The following is a 19586-nucleotide window of genomic DNA, read 5'->3' as shown; positions in this document are numbered from 1 at the left end:
GAGCGCAGATGAGCGATATCACGCAGCTATCCGCGCGCGAGCTGGCGGCGCGCATCGGCCGGCGCGAACTCTCGGCCGAGGCGGTGACGCAGGCATTCGTCGCCCGTATCGAGGCGCGCGAGCCGCAATTGCACGCGTGGGAATTCTTCGACCCGGCACTGGCGCTGGAGCAGGCGCGGCAGCGCGATGCCCAGCCGTTGCAAGGCCCTCTGCACGGGGTGCCAATCGGGGTCAAGGACCTGATGGACACCGCCGACATGCCGACCGCCTACGGCTCGCCGATCTATGCCGGCCATCGTCCGCTGACCGACGCCGCCTGCGTCGCGGCCAGCCGGAGCGCGGGCGCGGTGGTGCTGGGCAAGACGGTCACCACCGAGTTCGCGACCTTCCGCCCCGGGCCGACACGCAACCCGCGCGCCGCCGAGGATGCGCCGCGCACGCCGGGCGGCTCCTCGAGCGGCTCGGCGGCGGCGGTGGCGGCCGGCATGGTGCCGCTTGCCTTCGGCACCCAGACCGCCGGCTCCATCGTCCGCCCGGCCTCCTACTGCGGCGTGGTCGGCTACAAGCCGACGTTTGGCACGCTGCCGGCGGCCGGCATCAAATCGCTGGCGCCCAGCCTCGACACGGTCGGCGTGCTGGCCCGCAGCGTCGACGATGCCGCCTTCTTCATCGGCGAGCTGGCCCGCCTGCAACTGGCGCCGCAGGCGCCCAACCGGCTGCGCGTGGGCATCTGCCGCACACCGCACTGGGACCTTGCCGGCGCCGATTCGCGCCAGGCACTGGCCCAGGCCGCGCGGCTGCTGGAGCAGGGCGGCGCCACCCTGAGCGACCTGGCATTGCCGGCCGCCTGCGCGGGACTGACCGAGGCGCAGATCGACATCATGGGCTACGAAGCCGCCGCTGCCTTTGCGCCCGAGGCCCGGACCCGGCCCGATGGCTTCAGCAGCGCCTTCGCCGCGCTGCTGGCCGCCGGCCGCTCGCTCGACGGCGAGCGCTATTTCGCCGCGCAAGCCCTGGCGGCAGCTGCGCGCCAGGCGTTCGACGCGATGTTCGGCGCCGTCGACATCGTGCTGGCGCCCAGCACCCAGGGCGAGGCGCCGGCCGGGCTGGAGGCGACCGGCGACCCCATCTTCAACCGCATGTGGACGCTGCTGGGCAACCCCTGCGTCCATGTCCCGCTCGGGCTGGGCGCATGCGGCATGCCGGTCGGCGTGACGCTGATCGGCCCGCATTGGGCCGACGCCCGCACGCTGGCGGCCGCCCACCTGCTGGAACAGCGCGCGGCATGACAACACTGAACAACAGGAGTATCCGATGATGCAACAGGACAGGCTGGCGAATGCGGCCGCCGAACGGGCGCAAGATCATGTCAACAGCGAACGCCTGCACAGCGCCATCGCCGCGCTCGCACGCTTCGGCGGCCGGGACGATGGCGGCGTCTCGCGCGAGACGCTGACCGCGGTCGACCTCGCCGCGCGCCGGCACCTGATCGATCAGGCGCGCGCGCTGGGCTGCGAAGTGGAGATGGACGACTGCGCCAATCTGTTCTTTCGCCGCCCCGGCACCAGCGACCTGCCGCCGGTGCTGACCGGCAGCCACGCCGATACGCAGCCGGTGGGCGGCAAGCTGGACGGCGCCTACGGCGTGGTGGGCGGACTGGAAGTGATAGCGGCGTTGAATGACGCCGGCATCCAGACGCTGCGCGCCATCGAGGTCGTGGCCTGGACCAACGAGGAAGGTAGCCGCTTTGGTCCCGGCGCCATGGGTTCCAGCGCCTTTGTCGACCCATCCTGCCTGCCGGCCTATCGCGAATCGGTCGACGGCAACCGGGTCACCTTCGGCGCCGCGCTCGACGTCGCGCTGGCGGACGCCGCCGACGTCCGCCGCCGGCCGTTGCGGCAGCCGATGTCGGCCTACGTCGAACTGCATATCGAGCAGGGCCCGGTGCTGGAGCGCGCGGCCGTGCCGCTGGGAGTGGTGGGCGGCATTCAAAGCGTGCGCTGGTATCGCGTCGAATGCAGCGGGATGGCGGCCCATGCCGGCACCACGCCGATGGACGAACGCGCCGATGCGATGGCCGCCGCCATCGGCATCGCGCACCAGTTGTATGCCCACGCCGCCGGCGAAGCCGCCAGCCAGTTGCGGCTGACCCTGGGCCGCTGGCAGGTGAACCCGAACTCGATCAACACGATTCCAGGCAAGGTCGAGTTCACCATCGACGTGCGTTGCGTCGATGAAGCCGTCCTGGTGCGTTTCGAGCACGTGCTGCGCGACATTAGCCGCACCTGGCCTTGGCGCGGCAGCATCCAGGTCGAGTGCTTCTTTCAGCGGCCGCCCACCATCTTTCCCGACGGCATGCTGGCGCTGATCGAACAGGCCTGCGCGCGGGCTTGCCGGCAGGCGGCACTGGCGGCGCCGCTGCGACTGACTTCCGGCGCCTTCCACGACGCCATGTACCTGGCCGAGCACTGCCCGACGGCGATGATCTTTGTGCCGAGCAAGGGCGGGGTCAGCCACAATGCCGCGGAGGAAACCGCGCCGCAAGAGCTGTTTCTTGGCGCGCAGGCGCTTGCGTATGCGGTGGCGGCGCTGGCGAACGAGGTGCCGGGATGAGCTTGTAATACCGCGATGAGGGGTGCAAAGTAACCGTACCCTTGATCTGGCGCAACTTGGTCAGCGAAAATAGTGATACCGTGCAATGCATTCCTGCCTCCCCTGACCGCCATGACCTACAGCCGACACACTGATGCAATGATCGAAGATCTAGTCAACGTGACCTGCGGCGAGCAGGCCAGCGAGCGGGAAAAGCATTTGTACCGCGAGGCCTTGCGCAGCCTGGTGCGGCTGGCGAAAGTCGAGCAGCGGTTCGAGATGAGGTCGGATTTGCGGACGCTGACGGATCTCCCGGCCGATATGTTTCTGCAGTAAAACGCTGCGCCAAGCAACGCGTCGGATCGATGGCGGGGATTGCTCTCCGTCAATATACTCCCATAATCGATCGCGTTTTTCGCAGGAATCGTGCGTGGAGTCGCCGTATACTCCCGATTTTTTGAATCAAGTAACGCAGTCAGCGCAACTCGCGCTGGACCAGCCGCAAATACCACAATAGGCCGCCAGCCACCAGCGCGATGCTGATGCTATTGCCGAACCAGAAACCGGCGGCGCCGCGCAAGGCCGGCGGCGTTGCGCCCAGCAGGTCGAAGCCCAGCGTGTAGCCGCCGCCCAGCCCGATGCCCCACAGCGCGACCGCGTAAATGATGGTTGGCACGATCGCCACCTTGTAGGCGCGCAGCACGAAGGCGGTGGTGACCTGGATCGCGTCGAACAACTGGTAGAACGAAATGAAGGCAAACAGCGGCAGCGCGGCGGCGATGATCGCCGGATTCGGCGAATAGGCGCGGATGATCGATTCGCGCGTCAGCCAGACCAGCACGCCGATCGCCGCCGACACGATCGCCGCCAGCCGGATGCCGTCGTTGCCGATGCGGCGCGCCTCGTCCAGCCGGCGCGCGCCGATCGCCTGCGCCACCAGGGTGCCGGTGGCGGACGCGATCGACAGCGGCAGCATGTACAGGACGGTGGCGAAGTTGGCGGTGATCTGGTGGCCGCCGAGCGCCAGTTCGCCCAGGCGCGCGATGAACAGCGCCATGAAGGTGAAGGCGGTCACTTCGATCAGATAGGACAGGCCCATCGGCACACCCAGTTGCAGCAGCGGTTTTTGCGCGCTCCAGCGCGGCGCCACCCAGCCGGTGCCGAACAGGCCGAACTGGCGGTAGGCCGGCGCCAGCCGCAGGATCGCCCAGCACACCGTCAGCATCAGCCAGGCGATCAGGCTGGTGGCGATGGCCGCGCCGGGACCGCCAAAGGCCGGCAAGCCGAGGCCGCCGAAAATGAACAGCGCGTTCAGCGGCAGCTTCAGCGCCAGGCCGGCCAACTGGATCAGCATCACCATGGCCGGGCGCGCAATCGCCGTGTTCAGAGCGCTGTAGATCCGAAAGCCGAGCGTGGCCGGCAGCGCCAGCGCCAGGATCTGCAGGTAGAGCGTGGCTTTTTCGGTGAGTTCGGGCGAAGCCCGCGCCAGCCTCAGGAAGGGTTGCGGAAACAGCAGCACCAGGGCGCCGGCGCAGCACAGGAAAAAAGCCAGCCAGCAGCCCTGCTTGATTTCCTCGCCGACTTCGCGCCCGCGCCCGGCGCCAAACAACTGCCCGACCGACGGCGCCAGTGCCTGCAGCACGCCGCCCAGGCCGACGAAGATGCTGACATAGACCGAGGCGCCGAGCGCCAGCGCTGCCAGGTCGGTGGCGGAGAAGCGCGCGGTCATCGCGGTATCGATCACGCCATTGGCGATCACCGCCAGTTGCCCGACCAGGATCGGCCATGCCAGCGCGCCGATCCGGACCGTGTGTTGCCAGCGCGCGCTCAAGGTGGGGCAGCCGATCGGGAAGCGCCGGGCACTACGAGCCGCTCCGTCGATACAGGCGGAAGCGTTCGTCGCGGTCGGACGGGCGGCGCCCTTCCCACAGCAGGTCCCACTGGCCGCTGAATTGTTTCAGCAGCGCCCGATCGTCGCTGCGGTCGCTGCGGTTTTGCAGCAGCAGGTAATCGCAGCGGCTGTTTTCAGTTCTGGCGAAATGCACGCCGCCGAAGTAGGCGAACGACGCCCGTTGCGCGGCGCCGACGTTGGAATCGACGCATTGCGCGCCGGCCGGCAGCTTTTGCCGGATCTGCTCGGCCACGCCGGCGTAGCTCTTGCCGTAATTGATCCACGGCAGCCACAGCGTCATCAGCAGCAGCCAGCACAGGATGACGCCGCCGGACGACAGCACCACCGCGCGCCACAGTACCGCCGGCCGGCGCGCGATGCGCCAGTGCACCAGCAGGATCCAGCCGGCGCTGGCGGCGGCGGCCACGACGAACGCGACCAGGTTGAATTCCGGCTTGAAGCCGGGCGCCAGCTTGAAGGCGTTTTTGGCGATTTGCGCCGGCCAGCCGGTTTCCTTGGCGATCCAGCCGATCCAGATGAAGCCGGCGCAGGCGGTCAGGGTCATCACCGAGAACCAGTCGACCGCGTTGATCGCGCCGCGTTTCATGGTCGGCAGGCCGAAGGCCGCCAGCACCGCCAGCGGCGGCAGTAGCGGCAGCAGAATCCCTTCTTCCGAATGCACGTTGAGCCAGCCGAGGATCATCAGCGCGGCGAAAAAGCTGAGCGGCAGCGAGATGTGCAGCGCCGCATGCTGGCGCCGCCAGGCATACACCGCCCAGCCGGCAAACGGCCAGGCCGGCCAGGCGAACCAGACCTCGTACTTGAGCAGATAACTCAGCGCCTCCCACGTCGGCCAGTGCAGTTGGCGCGCATTCCACGCCATCCATTGCGGGAATGGCGAGCTGCCGAATGGCTGCAGCAGATGGGTGGCCAGCGGCCAGATGGCGCCGATCAGCAATGCCAGCGGCGCCGCCGCCAGGAGCAGCCGGGGCAGCAAATTGCGCTGCCGTCCCGCCGCCAGCACCAACAGGCTCAACCACAGCCCGAGCGGCACCACCCAGCCGCGCGTCAAAATCAGGGCGCCGAAGCCGGCGCCGAGCAAGGCAGCGGTGCGCCAGGTACCCGCTTCGAACAGACGTACCGCGGCAAACAGGGAGAATGCCACCAGCGACACCTGCAAGCCCATCGCGTTGGCCTCGTGGCTATGCAGCAAAAGCCCGAGACAGCCGAGGTAGATCAGGAACGCGCCATCGGCCAGCGTGCGGCCAAAATCGCGCGCTTCCGGCTGGCCGCCGAAGGCCAGGATCAGCGGCTGCGCTTCGCTGCGCCGGCCCAGCAGATAGGTCGCGTACCAGAGCGAGAGCGCGCCCAGCAGGAAGAAGGCGACCACTGCCACGCGCGCCGCCAGCACATCGCCCACCAGCCAGCCGAACAGCTTGATGCAGAGGGCGCCGATCCAGTAGGCGAGCGGCCCTTCGCTCGACGTCCTGAGGCCGACGACATTCGGCCACAGCCAGTCGTCCAGGCCGCCGTGCGCCATGCTCCACATGATGCCGAAGCCGGCGGCATCGTTGCTTTTCCACGGATCGCGCCCGAGCAGGCCGGGCAGGATATACAGCAGGCCAAGCGCGAACAGCCCCCAGCGCGGTAGCGCGCGCGTCGCGGAGGCAGGCAGGCGGACAGGCTTCATGGGCATCGAGAGGGTGGTGGCCGGTTGGTCATCGACAGGGCGATATTGTGCCGCAAATCGTCGGGCATGCCATTTGACGAAAATGAAAAAGGCAGCCGTAGCTGCCTTTTTCGAACACCAAACACAGGAATTATTCTTCGACCTGGGTCTTGGAACCGACCTTGCCGAACTTCTGGCGGAATTTCTCCACGCGGCCGGCGGTATCGACGATCTTGTGCTTGCCGGTGTAGAACGGGTGCGATGCGGACGATACCTCGATCTTCACCAGCGGATATTCCTTGCCTTCGAACTCGGTTTTCTCGCGCGTCTGGATGGTCGAGCGGGTCAGGAATTTGAAATCGCAGGAGAGGTCGTGGAACACGACTTCGCGGTAATCCGGGTGTATGCCTTCTTTCATGCTTGCCTCAAATGGTGGGGTAGCCAATCGCCACTTCGTCGGTCGCAACGCTTCTTGACCCGATTGCCGATCACTTGCCTGGGGTTAAATTCGGATTCCAAAAATCGGAACCGGCAATTATACAATGCAATGGACCATTTTCGCCAGCGGCAGCTATGGCCCGATTTGGCGCGGTGATAACATGGCAGCCTCGGAAAAGGAGCGCGCAACGTGGCAATCGGCATTAATGCGGGAGTGAATACGGTATTGCAGCTGATCGAGGCGGGCGGCATCGTGGCCTTTGCCAGTTCCGGCTTCATCGAGGCGCGGCGCAAGGAAATGGATTTGATCGGGGTGTTTACGGTCGCTTTCATCACCGCCTTCGGCGGCAGCACGCTGCGCGACATCCTGCTCGACCGGCGGCCATTCTTCTGGGTGCAGCACCAGGAATACATCTGGCTGATCTTCGCGCTGGCGCTGGTCGTGATTCCGCTTTCGCATCATCTGCGCTCCGCGAGCGCCGAACGGGCCATCATCTTTGCCGATGCGCTGGGCCTGGGCATGTTCAGCGCGCTCGGCGCCTCGGTGGCGCAGGAAGCGCAGATGTCGATGCTGATCAGCGTGATGATGGGCGTGATTACCGGGATTTTCGGCGGCGTCCTGCGCGACATGGTCTGTAATGAAATCCCGCGGGTATTTCGCCGTAGCCAGTTGTACGCGACTTGCGCCTTCACCGGTTGCTGGGTCTATCTGCTGCTCGGCCTGGTCGGTGTGCCACAGACCGTCGCACTGGTGGTCTGCATCCTGGTCACGTCGATCATGCGTTTGCTGGCCGTGCGCTTCGACCTGAGCTTGCCGGCCTGAACCAAGCTCCCGGCAGCGGGCACAAAAAAGCGCAGCCGATCGGCTGCGCCCCTGGTCGATTGCGGTCGCCGGCCTTAACCCCCGCGTCGCATCATGTCGAAAAACTCGGCGTTGTTCTTGGTTTCCTTCATCTTGCCAAGGATGAATTCCATCGCTTCAATTTCGTCCATGCCGTACAACAGTTTGCGCAGGATCCAGATCTTCTGCAGTTGGTCCGGCTTGATCAGTAACTCTTCGCGGCGGGTGCCGGATTTGTTGAGGTTGATCGCCGGGTAGACGCGCTTCTCGGCCAAGCGCCGCTCCAGGTGCACTTCCATGTTGCCGGTGCCCTTGAATTCCTCGTAGATCACGTCGTCCATGCGGCTGCCGGTTTCGATCAGCGCGGTGGCGATGATGGTCAGCGAGCCGCCCTCCTCGATGTTGCGGGCGGCGCCGAAGAAGCGCTTCGGCCGCTGCAGCGCATTGGCGTCGACGCCGCCGGTCAGCACCTTGCCGGAGGCCGGGATCACGGTGTTGTAGGCGCGCGCCAGGCGCGTGATCGAGTCCAGCAGGATCACCACGTCCTTCTTCATCTCGACCAGGCGCTTGGCCTTTTCCAGCACCATTTCGGCGACCTGCACGTGGCGCGTGGCCGGCTCGTCGAAGGTGGAGGCGACCACTTCGCCGCGCACCGAGCGCTGCATTTCGGTCACTTCCTCGGGCCGTTCGTCGATCAACAGCACGATCAGGGTCAGGTCCGGATGGTTGGCGGTGATCGCATGCGCGATGTGCTGCAGGATCACCGACTTGCCGGATTTCGGCGACGCCACCAGCAGGCCGCGCTGGCCTTTGCCGATCGGCGCGATCATGTCGATGATACGGCCGGTGATGTTCTCCTGGCCGTTCATCTCGCGTTCCAGGCGCAGCGGCTGGTTCGGATGCAGCGGCGTCAGGTTCTCGAACATGATCCGGTGCTTCGAGGCTTCCGGCGATTCGCCGTTGACCTTGTCCACCTTGACCAGCGCAAAGTAGCGTTCGCCGTCCTTCGGCGTGCGGACTTCGCCTTCAATCGAGTCGCCGGTGTGCAGGTTGAAGCGGCGGATTTGCGACGGCGAAATATAGATGTCGTCGGTCGAGGCCATGTAGCTGGCGTCGGGCGAGCGCAGAAAGCCGAAGCCATCGGGCAGCACTTCCAGGGCGCCGTCGCCAAAAATCTGTTCGCCCTGCTTGGCGCGTTTCTTCAGGATCGCGAACATCAACTCCTGCTTGCGCAGGCGCGCCGCGTTGTCGATGTCGAGGCCAATGGCCATTTCCAGTAGTGCAGAGACGTGTAACGCCTTTAATTCGGATAAATGCATATGGGTGTCCCGGGACGGGATCGAAATGGGTGGGGGAGGGAACTGCGGTGGGGAAAGCGAATAAAACGCGGCGGTGCGGGCGCACCGCCGCGACGGAAATTAAATATTGCTGTCGATGAACGAGGTCAACTGGCCCTTGGCCATGGCGCCCACTTTTTGCGCCGCCGGAACGCCGTTCTTGAACAGGATCAGAGTCGGAATGCCGCGAATGCCGAACTTGGCCGGCACTGCCTGATTGGCGTCCACGTCCATTTTGGCGATTTGCAGCTTGCCGTCGTATTCCTTGGCGACTTCTTCCAGGATCGGCGCAATCATTTTGCACGGACCGCACCACTCCGCCCAGAAATCAACCAGCACCGGCTTGTCCGACTTGAGGACATCTGCTTCAAAGGATGCATCTGAAATGTATTTGATGTTTTCGCTCATGGTTTTCTCTGATTGACGAAAAAGGATTAGTCAGCGCCGGGATGAATCGCCATTCCTGCCTGGTATTTGCGACCGATGCCGCTCCGGCAAAAACGGGCGGCCGGAGATGTCGAACCAGAATTCCAGTTTTGAGAGGTGCGACAAGAGGTCATGCGGCGGGGAGTCGGATAAATCATAACCGATTTCGTTGCCCCTGTCGTGCGTGCCGAGTTTCCTGTCGCACCGCACCCGCAACAACAACCGGCAGCGCCGCCTGTACAAAACCTGAAGCCGCCGGTCGCGACTGCGTCGGCAGGGCGACAAAAACCCGCGCGGCACTCTGTGCGAGGTGCGCGGGCGGCACGCTGATCCGCTTCTTACTTGATCTTGGTTTCTTTGTAGGCTACATGCTTGCGCGCCTTGGGATCGAACTTCATGATCTCCATCTTTTCAGGCGTGGTGCGCTTGTTCTTGGTGGTGGTGTAGAAATGACCGGTGCCTGCGGTCGATTCCAGCTTGATTTTGTCGCGGCCGGTTTTAGCCATGATGATTCCTTTACGTTGTGCCGGTCAGGCGCGAAGTAGCGCTGCGCTCAACCCTGAAAATATGTTTTAGATCTTTTCGCCACGGGCGCGCATGTCGGCCAGAACGGCGTCGATGCCGATCTTGTCGATTACCCGCAGGCCGGCGTTGGACAGGCGCAGCGACACCCAGCGGTTTTCCGACTCGACGAAAATGCGACGATTTTGCAGGTTCGGCAAAAAGCGGCGCTTGGTTTTGTTGTTTGCGTGGGAAACGTTGTTGCCGACCATCGGCCCTTTCCCGGTGACTTGGCAGACACGTGCCATGGTTTACTCCTTGAAGATTTCCGACATTGGAAAAGGCGAGAGTATAGACAGAAATATCCGATTATTCAATGACTTGTGGAAAATAATTGTGTCTTTTATCGATATTGAATTTAACAATTTAAAGATGAGCGTCGGCACCCTCACAATTGACCATGCTCGGCGAATGAGTGGACTTGATGTCCGGCCACGATGAAGTGGTCCAGCACGCGGATATCGACCAATGCCAGCGCCTGTTTCAGCGTGCCAGTCAGCGTGTGGTCGGCGGCGCTTGGCTGCGGCGAGCCGGATGGATGATTGTGTGCCAGCAGAATCGCGGCGGCATTGTGCGCCAGCGCCGCCTTGACCACTTCGCGCGGATACACACTGGCATGCGTGAGCGTGCCGCGAAACAGTTCCTCGCAGGCAATCAGGCGGTTTTTGACATCCAGAAACAGGACTGCAAACGATTCATGCGTCTTGCCCGCCAGAAGCAGTTGCAGATATTGCTTGACCGCCTGCGGCGAATCCAGCAATGCACCGGCCCGGAACTCCTCCGCCAGGGCGCGCCGTGCCAGTTCCAACACCGCCTGCAATTGGGAGAATTTGGCCGGCCCCAGGCCGTTGAGCGCGGAAAAATCCGCCAGTGGCGCCGCAAACAGGCGGTTCAGGGAGCCGAAGTGGGTCAGCATGTCGCGCGCCAGATCGACCGCGCTCTTGCCGGTGACGCCGATGCGCAAGAAAACCGCCAGCAATTCGGCATCCGAGAGCGCCGCGCCGCCGTGCCGGATCAGTCGCTCGCGGGGACGTTGTTCTGCCGGCCAGTCGTTGATTGCCATGGTGGTTATCGGGTGCTTGCCGAATCGGCCCGGGGTTGGTCGGGATCGGAATGATGGGCGACGGCGCCCATCCAGCTCCGGTTTCCGGGATAATACGCTATCTCGTCATCGTTCCTTTCCCATGTCAAACGCACCTGTCGTCGTTACCGAAGATTCCTACCTGACCCTGCATTACCGCCTGGCAAGCGCCGAGGGCCAGGATCTGGTTTCCACCTTCGGCAGCAATCCGGCCACGCTGCAATTCGGCCAGGGCCAATTGGCGCCGTTCCTCGAGGCCCGCCTGATCGGCCTGCCGGAAGGCGCCCATCAAATCTTTGAATTGTCGGCCGCGGAGGCGTTCGGTCCGCGCAATCCGGACCTGGTGCAGCGCGTGGCGCGCACCACGCTGGAGCGGCATTCCGAGCGCGAGGAGGATTACCAGATCGGCGATCTGGTCGAATTCGAGGCGCCCAATGGCGATCAGTTCGCCGGCGTCCTGCGCGAGCTCGACGCCGATAGCGCGCTATTTGATTTCAACCATCCGCTGGCCGGACAGACCGTGACATTCGAAGTCCGCATCATCGGCATTCTTTAGAGAACAATTCGAACGCCGGTATTGGCCGGTGTGGTTCGATGCAAGGGAACCTCAAAATGGAAAAACAGACCGGGAAGGAAATCCTGCTGGCCCAGCCGCGCGGTTTTTGTGCCGGCGTCGATCGCGCCATCGAAATCGTCGAACGGGCGCTGGTCGAGTTCGGCGCGCCGATTTATGTGCGGCACGAAATCGTGCACAACGCCTATGTGGTCGATGACCTGCGCAGCCGGGGTGCGATTTTCATCGAGCAGCTGGCGGATGTCCCCACCGGTAGCATTGTGATTTTTTCCGCGCATGGCGTGTCGCGCGCGGTGCAGGAGGAAGCGGCGGAGCGCGGCTTGAAGATTTTCGATGCCACCTGTCCGCTGGTAACCAAGGTGCATATGGAAGTGGCCAAGATGCGGCGCGAAGGACGCGAAATCATCATGATCGGCCATCAGGGTCATCCGGAAGTCGAGGGCACCATGGGCCAGGCTGATGGTGGCATGCATCTGGTAGAAACCCCCGCCGATGTCGAGCAGCTCCAGGTGAGCGACCCGGCTCGGCTGGCATATGTGACCCAGACCACGCTGTCGATCGACGATGCGGCCGACGTCATCGCCGCGCTGAAGCGGCGTTTCCCGCTGATTGCCGAGCCGAAGAAGGGAGATATCTGCTACGCCACCACCAACCGCCAACAGGCGGTGAAAGAGATGGCGCCGCAAGTTGACGTCGTGATCGTGGTCGGCAGTCCCAACAGTTCGAACTCGAACCGGCTGCGCGAAGTGGCGGAAAAAAGGGGGGCGCTGGCCTACATGGTGGACAACGCCGCGCAGATCGATCCCGAATGGCTGCGCGGCAAGGCCCGGATCGGCGTCACTGCGGGCGCATCGGCGCCGGAAATCCTGGTGCAGGCGGTGGTCGACCGCCTGCGCGAGTGCGGAGTGGATAACGTGCGCACCTTGGAAGGCGCCGAGGAACATGTGGTTTTCCCGATGCCGAAAGGGCTGTCCGGGGTGCGCAGGCTACGGAATTAAATTCTGGACATGGTGTGAAATTCCAGCGATAGTTTTTACTCCGAATCGCTATCATGTCGGCTTGCCGTGGTTGCGCGGATACTACTGAAACACGCATGAACAGTGGCTTTCTGCAGGGTGGCCAGATCTGGCGGCGGTGGCGGCGCGAGGCGGTTGCGCCACAAGCCGAGTTGGGTATAATGCCGCCCAACTTTGGCGATTGTCCACAAGGCAAAGCCAGAATATTATAAAAAGCGTTTTTACCGAAAGACGAACAGGAGAACATCATCATGGGCAGCAATTTCATCTTCCCCGGCCCCGCGGCTATTCCAGCCAGCTTTTTCGGATAACCATCGCACAGACAATAGCGGCACCCTCGAGTTGTATCCGGGTGCCGTTTTTATTATCAGGAATAATTTTTGCTGCAGTCGCACATCCGGTGACGCCGCGAAATTGTTCGGCGATTTGCATTTACCCAGATAGAGAGCTAGCAAACTATGGATACCTTTATCCAACAAATCATCAATGGCTTGGTGTTGGGCAGCATGTATGCGCTGATCGCCCTTGGTTACACGATGGTGTATGGCGTGCTGAACCTGATCAACTTCGCGCATGGCGAAGTGTTGATGATCGGCGCCATGATCGCTTTGACGCTGCTGAAATACATCCAGATCTATCTGCCTGATCTGCCGGGCATCGTCAAGCTGCTGATCGCCATTCTCGGGGCCATCCCGGTCTGCGCGATCGTCAACGTCATCATCGAGCGCATCGCCTACCGACCGCTACGCAACGCGCCGCGGCTGGCGCCGCTGATTACCGCGATCGGGGTCTCGATCCTACTGCAAACATTCGCCATGATGATCTGGGGCCGCAGTCCGATTCCGTTTCCGCAAGTCATGCCCTCGGACCCGATCCATATCGGCGGCGCGCTGATTTCGCCGACCCAGGTGATGCTGCTGGTGCTGGCCGCGATCTCGATGGTTGGCCTGGTGCTGCTGGTGGAACGGACCCGGATGGGACGTGCCATGCGCGCGACCGCTGAAAACCCGCGAATTGCCGGCCTGATGGGAGTCGATTCGAACCGCGTCATCGTGATGACCTTCGTGATTGGCGCCTCGCTGGCGGCGGTGGCAGGTGTCATGTGGGGGGCCAATTATTCCTCGGCGCAGTTCGCGATGGGCTTTGTGCCCGGGCTGAAGGCATTCTCGGCGGCGGTGCTGGGCGGCATCGGGAATATCTACGGCGCCATGCTGGGTGGCATCTTGCTGGGCCTGATTGAAAGTCTCGGCGCCGGCTATATCGGCGACTTGACCGGCGGCTTTTTCGGCAGCAACTACCAGGATATTTTTGCATTCGTCGTGCTGATCATCGTTCTGACCCTGCGGCCATCCGGCATCATGGGTGAACGCGTGGCCGATCGCGCTTGAGGAGAAATTGATGGCTCATTTTTTTGACGTCACGCACCATCCGCGCCGCACCTATGCCAGCCTGGCGGCGCTGCTGGCGCTGTTCATGCTGTTCCCGATCTTTGCCTCGCAATACGGCAATTCGTGGGTGCGCATCATGGATTTCGCGCTGCTCTACATCATGCTGGCGCTTGGCTTGAACATCGTGGTCGGCTTTGCCGGCCTGCTCGACCTCGGCTATATCGCGTTCTACGCGCTCGGCGCCTACATGACCGGGTTGTTGGCTTCGCCGCAGTTCGCGGCGGTGCTGGAATCCTTCGTCAATCAATACCCGGCGATCGGCAACGCGCTGCTGTGGATTTTCGGCCCTGAGGTGGCGCAGAACGGCATCCATCTGTCGGTCTGGCTGATCGTGCCGCTGGGCGCGGGGCTGGCGGCCCTGTTCGGCATGCTGCTCGGGTTGCCGGTGCTGAAACTGCGCGGCGACTACCTGGCGATCGTCACGCTCGGCTTCGGCGAGATCATCCGCATCTTCATGAACAACCTGAATGCGCCGGTGAATATCACCAACGGCCCGCAGGGGATCAACCTGATCGACCCGATCCGCATCTTCGGCGTCTCGCTGGCAGGCAAGCCCGGCTCCAACGCCACGCTCGACCTCGGCTGGTTCACGATGCCGTCGGTGAACGCCTATTACTACCTGTTCCTGTTATTGTGCATCGCGATTATCTTCATCACGATCCGGCTCCAGCATTCGCGCCTGGGCCGCGCCTGGGTGGCGATCCGTGAAGATGAAATCGCGGCCAAGGCGATGGGCATCAATACCCGCAACATCAAACTACTGGCGTTTGCGATGGGCGCTTCGTTCGGCGGTGTGTCGGGCGCGATGTTCGCGTCGTTCCAGGGCTTCGTGTCGCCGGAATCGTTCTCGCTGATGGAATCGATCGCGGTACTGGCGATGGTGGTGCTGGGCGGCATGGGCCATGTGCCGGGCGTGATCCTGGGCGCCATCATCCTGGCGGCGCTGCCGGAAGTCTTGCGGCATACGGTGGAGCCGGTGCAGATGGCGGTGTTCGGCAAGGTGCTGATCGATGCCGAAGTGCTGCGCCAGTTGCTGTACGGTCTGGCGATGGTGGTGATCGTGCTGTATCGCCCGGCTGGCCTGTGGCCGGCGCCGCTGCACGAAGATCGGCCGGATCCCGATGTCGACAAACCGGCCAAGGCCACTGGCGTGGTTGCCGCTTGAGAGGACCCCATGAGCGAACAAATCATTCTCAATATCGCCGGCGTCAATAAGCGTTTCGGCGGTCTGCAGGCACTCTCCGACGTCAGCCTGAAAATCCCGCAAGGGCAGATTTACGGCCTGATCGGCCCCAACGGCGCCGGCAAGACGACTTTCTTCAACGTCATCACCGGTTTGTACCAGGCCGACAGCGGCACCTTCGAGCTGGCCGGCGCGCCGTATTCGCCATCGGCACCGCATGAAGTGGCGAAGGCCGGAATTGCCCGTACCTTCCAGAACATTCGCCTGTTCAACGAGATGTCGGCGCTGGAAAACGTGATGGTCGGGCGCCACGTGCGGACCCACCAGGGCGCGCTGGGCGCGATCTTGCGCAACAAGGCGGCACGCCAGGAAGAAGCGGAAATTCGCGAGCGCGCGATGGAATTGCTGGAGTTCGTCGGCATCCGGCAATTCGCCAACCGCACCTCGCGCCATCTTTCCTATGGCGATCAGCGTCGGCTCGAAATCGCCCGCGCGCTGGCCACCGATCCCAAGCTGCTGGCGCTGGACGAGCCGGCGGCCGGCATGAACGCCACCGAAAAATTGGGCTTGCGCGAGTTGCTGGTAAAGATCAAGGCCGAAGGCAAAACCATCCTGCTGATCGAACATGACGTCAAGCTGGTGATGGGCTTGTGCGACCAGATGACTGTGCTGGATTATGGCAAGCCGATTGCGCAAGGTGTTCCGTCCGTGGTCCAAAAAGATCCCGCGGTAATCAAGGCATATCTGGGAGGAGGCCACTGATGGCTGAGCAAATGACGGCAGCACGCACGACCCCGTCCCGGGCCGAATGCGTTTTGAAGGTCGCCGGGTTGAAGGTGGCCTATGGCGGCATCCAGGCAGTCAAGGGGATTGACCTGGAAGTGCGTACCGGCGAACTGGTGACGTTGATTGGCGCCAATGGCGCCGGCAAGACCACCACGCTGAAGGCGATTACCGGCACCCTTCCCGAATGCAAGATCGAAGGCACGCTGGAGTATGACGGCCATTCGATCAGGGGCACGACTTCCTTCGATCTGGTCAAGCAGCAGTTGGCGATGGTGCCGGAAGGGCGCGGTGTATTTACCCGCATGAGCATCTACGAAAACCTGCTGATGGGGGCCTACACGCGCAACGACAAGGCCGGCATCGCGGCCGATATTGAAAAATGGTTCGAGGTGTTCCCGCGCCTGAAGGAGCGGGCGACGCAAATGGCAGGTACCCTGTCCGGTGGCGAACAGCAGATGCTGGCCATGGCACGGGCCTTGATGAGCCATCCCAAGCTGCTGCTGCTGGACGAACCCTCGATGGGCCTGTCACCGATCATGGTGGAAAAGATCTTCGAGGTGGTGCGCAACGTCTCGGCCCAGGGCGTCACCATGCTGCTGGTGGAGCAGAATGCCAAGCTGGCGCTGGAAGCAGCGCATCGCGGCTATGTGATGGATTCCGGTCTGGTGACGATGAACGGCAACGCGGAAGACATGCTGCACGATCCGCGCGTCAAGGAAGCCTATCTGGGCGAGGGTTGATCCTCCACATTGGGGGTATGCCGAAAAATTGGATTGTTTCCGGTGTATTTCCTGCGGTTTGAAAAATACTCCGCATATAGGCGGGGTCGGCGCCGGCTCGCGAGAAATGGCGCATTGTTGGTTGCGCCTGTCATGAGCGTGGTGCCGAGCGGCGCCAGCGCCATTTCTCCAGTAACTGACTCGCCGCGGCCTGGGCCTCGGTACCTACCGCGCGCGGCGCCAGGCGCAACAGCAACGGCAGCATCAGTGCCAGCAGCGTGGCGTCATCGATCCAGCCGAGCAGCGGTAGCCAGTCGGGAACCAGATCGAAGGGGTTGACCAGGTACAGCGCCAGCATTAACGCTGCCAGCCGGGCGAGTGGCGGCGTCGCCGGATGGCGGCAGGCGAACCACAATACCAACGCATCGTGTCCCAGTATTCTGGCCAGGCGTCGCAAGCGTATCCACATAACTCCGACTCCCGAAATAGGCGCGATCACCGGCGCGTTGAGTGCCGGCGTTAGCAATGGACAGCCGGTTGCGGTCAAGGTTCATCAGCGCAGCTGGCCGGTTTTTGCGCCGGCCGGGAAAGCCGGGGTAATGGCTGGTCTGGTGCTGGCGAGAGAGCTAGCGATGGTGGCATAATCGACAAAACCTTTTTGGAGCACACGATGCAATTTGTTGTTACCCCATCACCCGTCGCGCTGGCCGCGGTAGCCGACAGCAGCGCCCAGTTTCCGGTGCACCGTATTTATTGCGTCGGCCGTAACTACGCCGAACACGCGAAGGAAATGGGCGGCACCGGCCGCGAGGCGCCTTTCTTCTTCATGAAACCGGCCGATGCGGTGTTGAGCGTGGCCGCCGGCAGCGTCGGCGCCATGCCGTATCCCGCCATGACCGGCGATTTGCACCATGAGATCGAACTGGTCGTTGCAATCGGTACCGGCGGGGCAAATATCGCCGCCGCCAATGCTTTATCCCATGTCTGGGGCTATGCGGTTGGGCTCGACATGACCCGGCGCGACCTGCAAGCCGAGGCCAAGAAAGCTGGGCGTCCTTGGTGCACCGCCAAGGGCTTTGACCATTCGGCCCCGATCGGCCCGATTTATCCGGCCGCCAGCGCTGGTCTGGCGGCCGATGCCGCCATTTCGCTCAAGGTGAATGGCGAATTGCGCCAGCATGGCAGGCTCGACCAGATGATCTGGAGCGTGGCCGAAACCATTGAGCATCTGTCGAAATATTATGCCTTGCTACCGGGTGATCTGATTTTTACCGGGACCCCGGCCGGGGTTGGCGCGGTAGGGCGTGGCGATTTGCTGGAAGGTGCGATTGATGGCCTGGGCGAATTGCGGATCAGGCTGACCTGAGGCGGCGGTCGCGGCAGGCCGGCTGGGGACGTCAATCGGATGGATGGCCCATGATGAAACTGTATAGCTACTACCTCAGTTCGGCTGCCTACCGGGTTCGCATCGCGCTGAATCTGAAAGGGTTAGCACATGACGTGATTCCGGTTGATCTATTGAAAAGCGGTGGCCAGCAGCATAGCGCTCCCTATCGTCAGTTGAATCCGGCAGGCTTGGTGCCGCTCCTGATCGACGATGCGGGCGGCGCACCGCTGGTGCAGTCGCTGGCAATCATCGAATATCTGGAAGAAACGCATCCGCACCCGCCGCTACTACCGGCGAGTGCCCCCGACCGCGCTTACGTCCGCGCGATTGCGCTGGCGGTGGCGTGCGACATCCATCCGCTCAACAACCTGCGTGTGCTGCGCTATCTGAAACGCGAGATGGGGGTTGGCGAGGAAGCCAAGGATGCCTGGTACCGGCATTGGTGCGAACAGGGGCTGGCAGCGCTGGAGGAGATGCTGGCGGCGGATCCCCGGGTCGGCATCTATAGCTTCGGCGACGCGCCAACCTTGGCCGACTGCTGCCTGATTCCGCAAATCGCCAACGCCCAGCGGTTTCACTGCGATCTGTCGGCCATGCCCACTTTGCTACGTATCCAGCAAGCCTGCCTGGCACTCGACAGCTTTGCGCGAGCGGCGCCGGCCAACCAGCCGGATGCGCCGCCTGCCTAAGCTGCAGGCGGGCGGTGGCGCTAATCGACCTTAGTAGCGGCTTAGTAACGGAATACGCGCCCGTTTTCCAAGCGCACTCGATCACCCACACGCAGGTCGCCGACGCTGTTCTGGGTAATGGTTTGGTAGCTGCCGTCCTGCATGCGGATGCGTACGTTGTAGGCGGCCTGCTGGTTGCTGCGTTTTTCGATCTGATTGCCGGCCACTGCACCGCCGACCGCGCCAGCCACCGTGGCGACCGTATTGCCGGTTCCGCCGCCCACCTGATTGCCCAGAATGCCGCCGACGATGCCGCCGATCACGGTGCCGGCGCCAATACCGGACTGCGCAGTGGTCATTTCAATTGCATCCACTACGCCATAACCGCTGGCATAGACCGGCTGCGATGAGCTCGGATAGGTTGAGGCCGCTGGCGAGCCGAAGCCGTAGCCGGGGCTGGCGCATCCGGTCAGCGCCAGCGCGGCGGCAAGAGTGGTGGCGGTGGCAGTGGCTTGCAGCAGGGTGCGGGTATTCATGGCGCTTCCTTATCGGTGTAATCAAAAAACGGCTGGGTAGAAGTAGAGCCGGGAAAATTCCAAAAGTTGCCAAACTACAGTCATGCGCCCGGCACTGCCAGTCGCCTATCATATTCAAATGATACGTGGAGAGCGGCCGAATTGCTGTCCAGAGACTGTAAGAATTGTTTCCGCGGTTACAAACGCCACTGCGTGCGCCGGCGGCAGGTGGCGCCGCCCAAATGGGGTATGTTGCGAATCCGCACCGTGCATGTCGCCGGTGGTCTCGCCAGCAGGAATCGAACCTGCATCTGAGTCTTAGGAGGACCCCGTTCTATCCATTGAACTATGGCGAGGGACTTGAAGCGGGCGCGCCCGGCCCGATCTGGAGAGCGTGATTATAGCCGACCACCGGCCGGGTTTCGTGCGCTGGCGGTGGCGATCGGTACAATGC

Annotated in this window: 23 protein-coding genes and 1 tRNA gene; 12 read left to right on the top strand and 12 right to left on the bottom strand. The window is 62.9% G+C overall.

From position 1 onward, the window contains the following. The first annotated feature begins 8 nt into the window (after positions 1-8). The 3 genes from ACK2VC_RS05370 to ACK2VC_RS05360 all read left to right on the top strand — a co-directional run bounded on the left by ACK2VC_RS05370 (position 9) and on the right by ACK2VC_RS05360 (position 2928). Positions 9-1289 carry an amidase gene (locus tag ACK2VC_RS05370; RefSeq protein ID WP_486732564.1) on the top strand — a complete coding sequence of 427 codons (1281 nt, stop codon included), beginning with the start codon at positions 9-11 and terminating at the stop codon, positions 1287-1289. A gap of 25 nt (positions 1290-1314) precedes the next feature. Further along, positions 1315-2613: a M20 family metallo-hydrolase gene (locus ACK2VC_RS05365; protein ID WP_486732563.1), complete on the top strand. Its 1299-nt coding sequence runs from the start codon at positions 1315-1317 to the stop codon at positions 2611-2613. 138 nt (positions 2614-2751) lie between these two features. Beyond that, entirely contained in the window at positions 2752-2928 is a 177-nt protein-coding gene (locus ACK2VC_RS05360; protein ID WP_486732562.1) for a hypothetical protein, read from the top strand. 139 nt (positions 2929-3067) lie between these two features. Here the strand turns inward: ACK2VC_RS05360 and ACK2VC_RS05355 are convergent, their stop codons facing one another. The 3 genes from ACK2VC_RS05355 to ACK2VC_RS05345 form a co-directional block, all read right to left on the bottom strand. Beyond that, positions 3068-4423, bottom strand: a complete 1356-nt coding sequence (locus ACK2VC_RS05355) for an MATE family efflux transporter (protein WP_486732561.1) — start codon at positions 4421-4423, stop codon at positions 3068-3070. Between the two features lie 31 nt (positions 4424-4454). Then, positions 4455-6173 carry an ArnT family glycosyltransferase gene (locus tag ACK2VC_RS05350; RefSeq protein ID WP_486732560.1) on the bottom strand — a complete coding sequence of 573 codons (1719 nt, stop codon included), beginning with the start codon at positions 6171-6173 and terminating at the stop codon, positions 4455-4457. Between the two features lie 130 nt (positions 6174-6303). Next, the gene (locus ACK2VC_RS05345; RefSeq protein WP_486732559.1) at positions 6304-6570 is read right to left on the bottom strand and encodes a type B 50S ribosomal protein L31; all 267 of its coding nucleotides are present in this window, start codon (positions 6568-6570) and stop codon (positions 6304-6306) included. Between the two features lie 210 nt (positions 6571-6780). Between ACK2VC_RS05345 and ACK2VC_RS05340 the strand changes: the two genes are divergently transcribed. Next, the gene (locus ACK2VC_RS05340; protein ID WP_486732558.1) at positions 6781-7413 is read left to right on the top strand and encodes a trimeric intracellular cation channel family protein; all 633 of its coding nucleotides are present in this window, start codon (positions 6781-6783) and stop codon (positions 7411-7413) included. Positions 7414-7487: 74 nt separating this feature from the next. Here ACK2VC_RS05340 and rho read toward each other — a convergent pair whose 3' ends face one another. From rho to radC, 5 genes are all read right to left on the bottom strand, one after another. Next, a complete protein-coding gene (gene rho, locus ACK2VC_RS05335) occupies positions 7488-8750 on the bottom strand; it encodes a transcription termination factor Rho (protein ID WP_486732557.1) in 1263 nt (420 codons plus the stop codon). Positions 8751-8849: 99 nt separating this feature from the next. Next, a complete protein-coding gene (gene trxA / locus ACK2VC_RS05330; RefSeq protein WP_486732556.1) occupies positions 8850-9176 on the bottom strand; it encodes a thioredoxin TrxA in 327 nt (108 codons plus the stop codon). A 356-nt stretch (positions 9177-9532) separates the two neighbouring features. Further along, positions 9533-9700, bottom strand: a complete 168-nt coding sequence (gene rpmG, locus ACK2VC_RS05325) for a 50S ribosomal protein L33 (protein ID WP_486732554.1) — start codon at positions 9698-9700, stop codon at positions 9533-9535. A gap of 66 nt (positions 9701-9766) precedes the next feature. Then, the gene (gene rpmB / locus ACK2VC_RS05320; RefSeq protein ID WP_132257685.1) at positions 9767-10003 is read right to left on the bottom strand and encodes a 50S ribosomal protein L28; all 237 of its coding nucleotides are present in this window, start codon (positions 10001-10003) and stop codon (positions 9767-9769) included. 140 nt (positions 10004-10143) lie between these two features. Next, positions 10144-10818 (bottom strand): RadC family protein, encoded by a 675-nt coding sequence (gene radC, locus ACK2VC_RS05315; protein WP_486732553.1) that lies wholly within the window; start codon positions 10816-10818, stop codon positions 10144-10146. 121 nt (positions 10819-10939) lie between these two features. Here radC and ACK2VC_RS05310 point away from each other — a divergent pair, with 121 nt between their 5' ends. Next, a complete protein-coding gene (locus tag ACK2VC_RS05310; protein ID WP_486732552.1) occupies positions 10940-11392 on the top strand; it encodes an FKBP-type peptidyl-prolyl cis-trans isomerase in 453 nt (150 codons plus the stop codon). A gap of 56 nt (positions 11393-11448) precedes the next feature. Further along, complete coding sequence (gene ispH, locus ACK2VC_RS05305; RefSeq protein ID WP_486732551.1) at positions 11449-12408, top strand: 4-hydroxy-3-methylbut-2-enyl diphosphate reductase; 960 nt, start codon at positions 11449-11451, stop codon at positions 12406-12408. 303 nt (positions 12409-12711) lie between these two features. Here ispH and ACK2VC_RS05300 read toward each other — a convergent pair whose 3' ends face one another. Further along, positions 12712-12858, bottom strand: coding sequence for a hypothetical protein (locus tag ACK2VC_RS05300; protein WP_486732550.1), 147 nt, complete (start codon positions 12856-12858; stop codon positions 12712-12714). 26 nt (positions 12859-12884) lie between these two features. On the opposite strand from ACK2VC_RS05300, the gene ACK2VC_RS05295 reads away from it, so the two are divergent. Genes ACK2VC_RS05295 through ACK2VC_RS05280 form a run of 4 tightly spaced genes read left to right on the top strand, consistent with a single transcriptional unit; the run spans position 12885 to position 16583 of the window. Further along, on the top strand, positions 12885-13814 hold the full coding sequence (locus tag ACK2VC_RS05295; RefSeq protein WP_486732549.1) for a branched-chain amino acid ABC transporter permease: 930 nt from the start codon (positions 12885-12887) through the stop codon (positions 13812-13814). 10 nt (positions 13815-13824) lie between these two features. After that, on the top strand, positions 13825-15039 hold the full coding sequence (locus tag ACK2VC_RS05290; RefSeq protein WP_486732548.1) for an ABC transporter permease subunit: 1215 nt from the start codon (positions 13825-13827) through the stop codon (positions 15037-15039). Between the two features lie 9 nt (positions 15040-15048). Beyond that, entirely contained in the window at positions 15049-15819 is a 771-nt protein-coding gene (locus ACK2VC_RS05285) for an ABC transporter ATP-binding protein (protein WP_486732547.1), read from the top strand. After that, the gene (locus tag ACK2VC_RS05280) at positions 15819-16583 is read left to right on the top strand and encodes an ABC transporter ATP-binding protein (RefSeq protein ID WP_486732546.1); all 765 of its coding nucleotides are present in this window, start codon (positions 15819-15821) and stop codon (positions 16581-16583) included. Before ACK2VC_RS05285 ends, ACK2VC_RS05280 begins: the two co-directional genes overlap by 1 nt. Positions 16584-16713: 130 nt before the next feature. On the opposite strand, the gene ACK2VC_RS05275 is transcribed toward ACK2VC_RS05280, so the two are convergent. After that, a complete protein-coding gene (locus ACK2VC_RS05275; RefSeq protein WP_486732545.1) occupies positions 16714-17031 on the bottom strand; it encodes a YkvA family protein in 318 nt (105 codons plus the stop codon). 201 nt (positions 17032-17232) lie between these two features. Between ACK2VC_RS05275 and ACK2VC_RS05270 the strand changes: the two genes are divergently transcribed. Together ACK2VC_RS05270 and maiA are read left to right on the top strand one after the other, a co-directional pair. Beyond that, complete coding sequence (locus ACK2VC_RS05270; protein WP_486732544.1) at positions 17233-17928, top strand: fumarylacetoacetate hydrolase family protein; 696 nt, start codon at positions 17233-17235, stop codon at positions 17926-17928. Between the two features lie 53 nt (positions 17929-17981). Continuing rightward, entirely contained in the window at positions 17982-18638 is a 657-nt protein-coding gene (gene maiA, locus ACK2VC_RS05265) for a maleylacetoacetate isomerase (protein WP_486733175.1), read from the top strand. Positions 18639-18679: 41 nt separating this feature from the next. Here the strand turns inward: maiA and ACK2VC_RS05260 are convergent, their stop codons facing one another. Next, a complete protein-coding gene (locus ACK2VC_RS05260; protein WP_486732543.1) occupies positions 18680-19153 on the bottom strand; it encodes a glycine zipper 2TM domain-containing protein in 474 nt (157 codons plus the stop codon). Between the two features lie 260 nt (positions 19154-19413). Continuing rightward, positions 19414-19488, bottom strand: a tRNA-Arg gene (locus ACK2VC_RS05255). Between the last annotated feature and the right edge of the window lie 98 nt (positions 19489-19586).

It is taken from the genome of Herbaspirillum sp. WTB6, from assembly GCF_057457785.1.
Note: the sequence above shows the minus strand (reverse complement) of the source record. Positions and strands in the feature narration are given on the sequence as shown.

Coding starts and splice junctions, on each gene's coding strand:
- ACK2VC_RS05285 (WP_486732547.1), top strand. CDS start 15,049: ATGAGCGAACAAATCATTCTCAATATCGCCGGCGTCAATAAGCGTTTC.
- rpmB (WP_132257685.1), bottom strand. CDS start 10,003: ATGGCACGTGTCTGCCAAGTCACCGGGAAAGGGCCGATGGTCGGCAAC.
- rho (WP_486732557.1), bottom strand. CDS start 8,750: ATGCATTTATCCGAATTAAAGGCGTTACACGTCTCTGCACTACTGGAA.
- ACK2VC_RS05270 (WP_486732544.1), top strand. CDS start 17,233: ATGCAATTTGTTGTTACCCCATCACCCGTCGCGCTGGCCGCGGTAGCC.
- ACK2VC_RS05345 (WP_486732559.1), bottom strand. CDS start 6,570: ATGAAAGAAGGCATACACCCGGATTACCGCGAAGTCGTGTTCCACGAC.
- ACK2VC_RS05280 (WP_486732546.1), top strand. CDS start 15,819: ATGGCTGAGCAAATGACGGCAGCACGCACGACCCCGTCCCGGGCCGAA.
- ACK2VC_RS05370 (WP_486732564.1), top strand. CDS start 9: ATGAGCGATATCACGCAGCTATCCGCGCGCGAGCTGGCGGCGCGCATC.
- ACK2VC_RS05310 (WP_486732552.1), top strand. CDS start 10,940: ATGTCAAACGCACCTGTCGTCGTTACCGAAGATTCCTACCTGACCCTG.
- ACK2VC_RS05295 (WP_486732549.1), top strand. CDS start 12,885: ATGGATACCTTTATCCAACAAATCATCAATGGCTTGGTGTTGGGCAGC.
- ACK2VC_RS05360 (WP_486732562.1), top strand. CDS start 2,752: ATGATCGAAGATCTAGTCAACGTGACCTGCGGCGAGCAGGCCAGCGAG.
- ispH (WP_486732551.1), top strand. CDS start 11,449: ATGGAAAAACAGACCGGGAAGGAAATCCTGCTGGCCCAGCCGCGCGGT.
- maiA (WP_486733175.1), top strand. CDS start 17,982: ATGAAACTGTATAGCTACTACCTCAGTTCGGCTGCCTACCGGGTTCGC.
- trxA (WP_486732556.1), bottom strand. CDS start 9,176: ATGAGCGAAAACATCAAATACATTTCAGATGCATCCTTTGAAGCAGAT.
- rpmG (WP_486732554.1), bottom strand. CDS start 9,700: ATGGCTAAAACCGGCCGCGACAAAATCAAGCTGGAATCGACCGCAGGC.
- ACK2VC_RS05300 (WP_486732550.1), bottom strand. CDS start 12,858: ATGCAAATCGCCGAACAATTTCGCGGCGTCACCGGATGTGCGACTGCA.
- ACK2VC_RS05260 (WP_486732543.1), bottom strand. CDS start 19,153: ATGAATACCCGCACCCTGCTGCAAGCCACTGCCACCGCCACCACTCTT.
- ACK2VC_RS05350 (WP_486732560.1), bottom strand. CDS start 6,173: ATGAAGCCTGTCCGCCTGCCTGCCTCCGCGACGCGCGCGCTACCGCGC.
- ACK2VC_RS05290 (WP_486732548.1), top strand. CDS start 13,825: ATGGCTCATTTTTTTGACGTCACGCACCATCCGCGCCGCACCTATGCC.
- radC (WP_486732553.1), bottom strand. CDS start 10,818: ATGGCAATCAACGACTGGCCGGCAGAACAACGTCCCCGCGAGCGACTG.
- ACK2VC_RS05365 (WP_486732563.1), top strand. CDS start 1,315: ATGATGCAACAGGACAGGCTGGCGAATGCGGCCGCCGAACGGGCGCAA.
- ACK2VC_RS05275 (WP_486732545.1), bottom strand. CDS start 17,031: ATGTGGATACGCTTGCGACGCCTGGCCAGAATACTGGGACACGATGCG.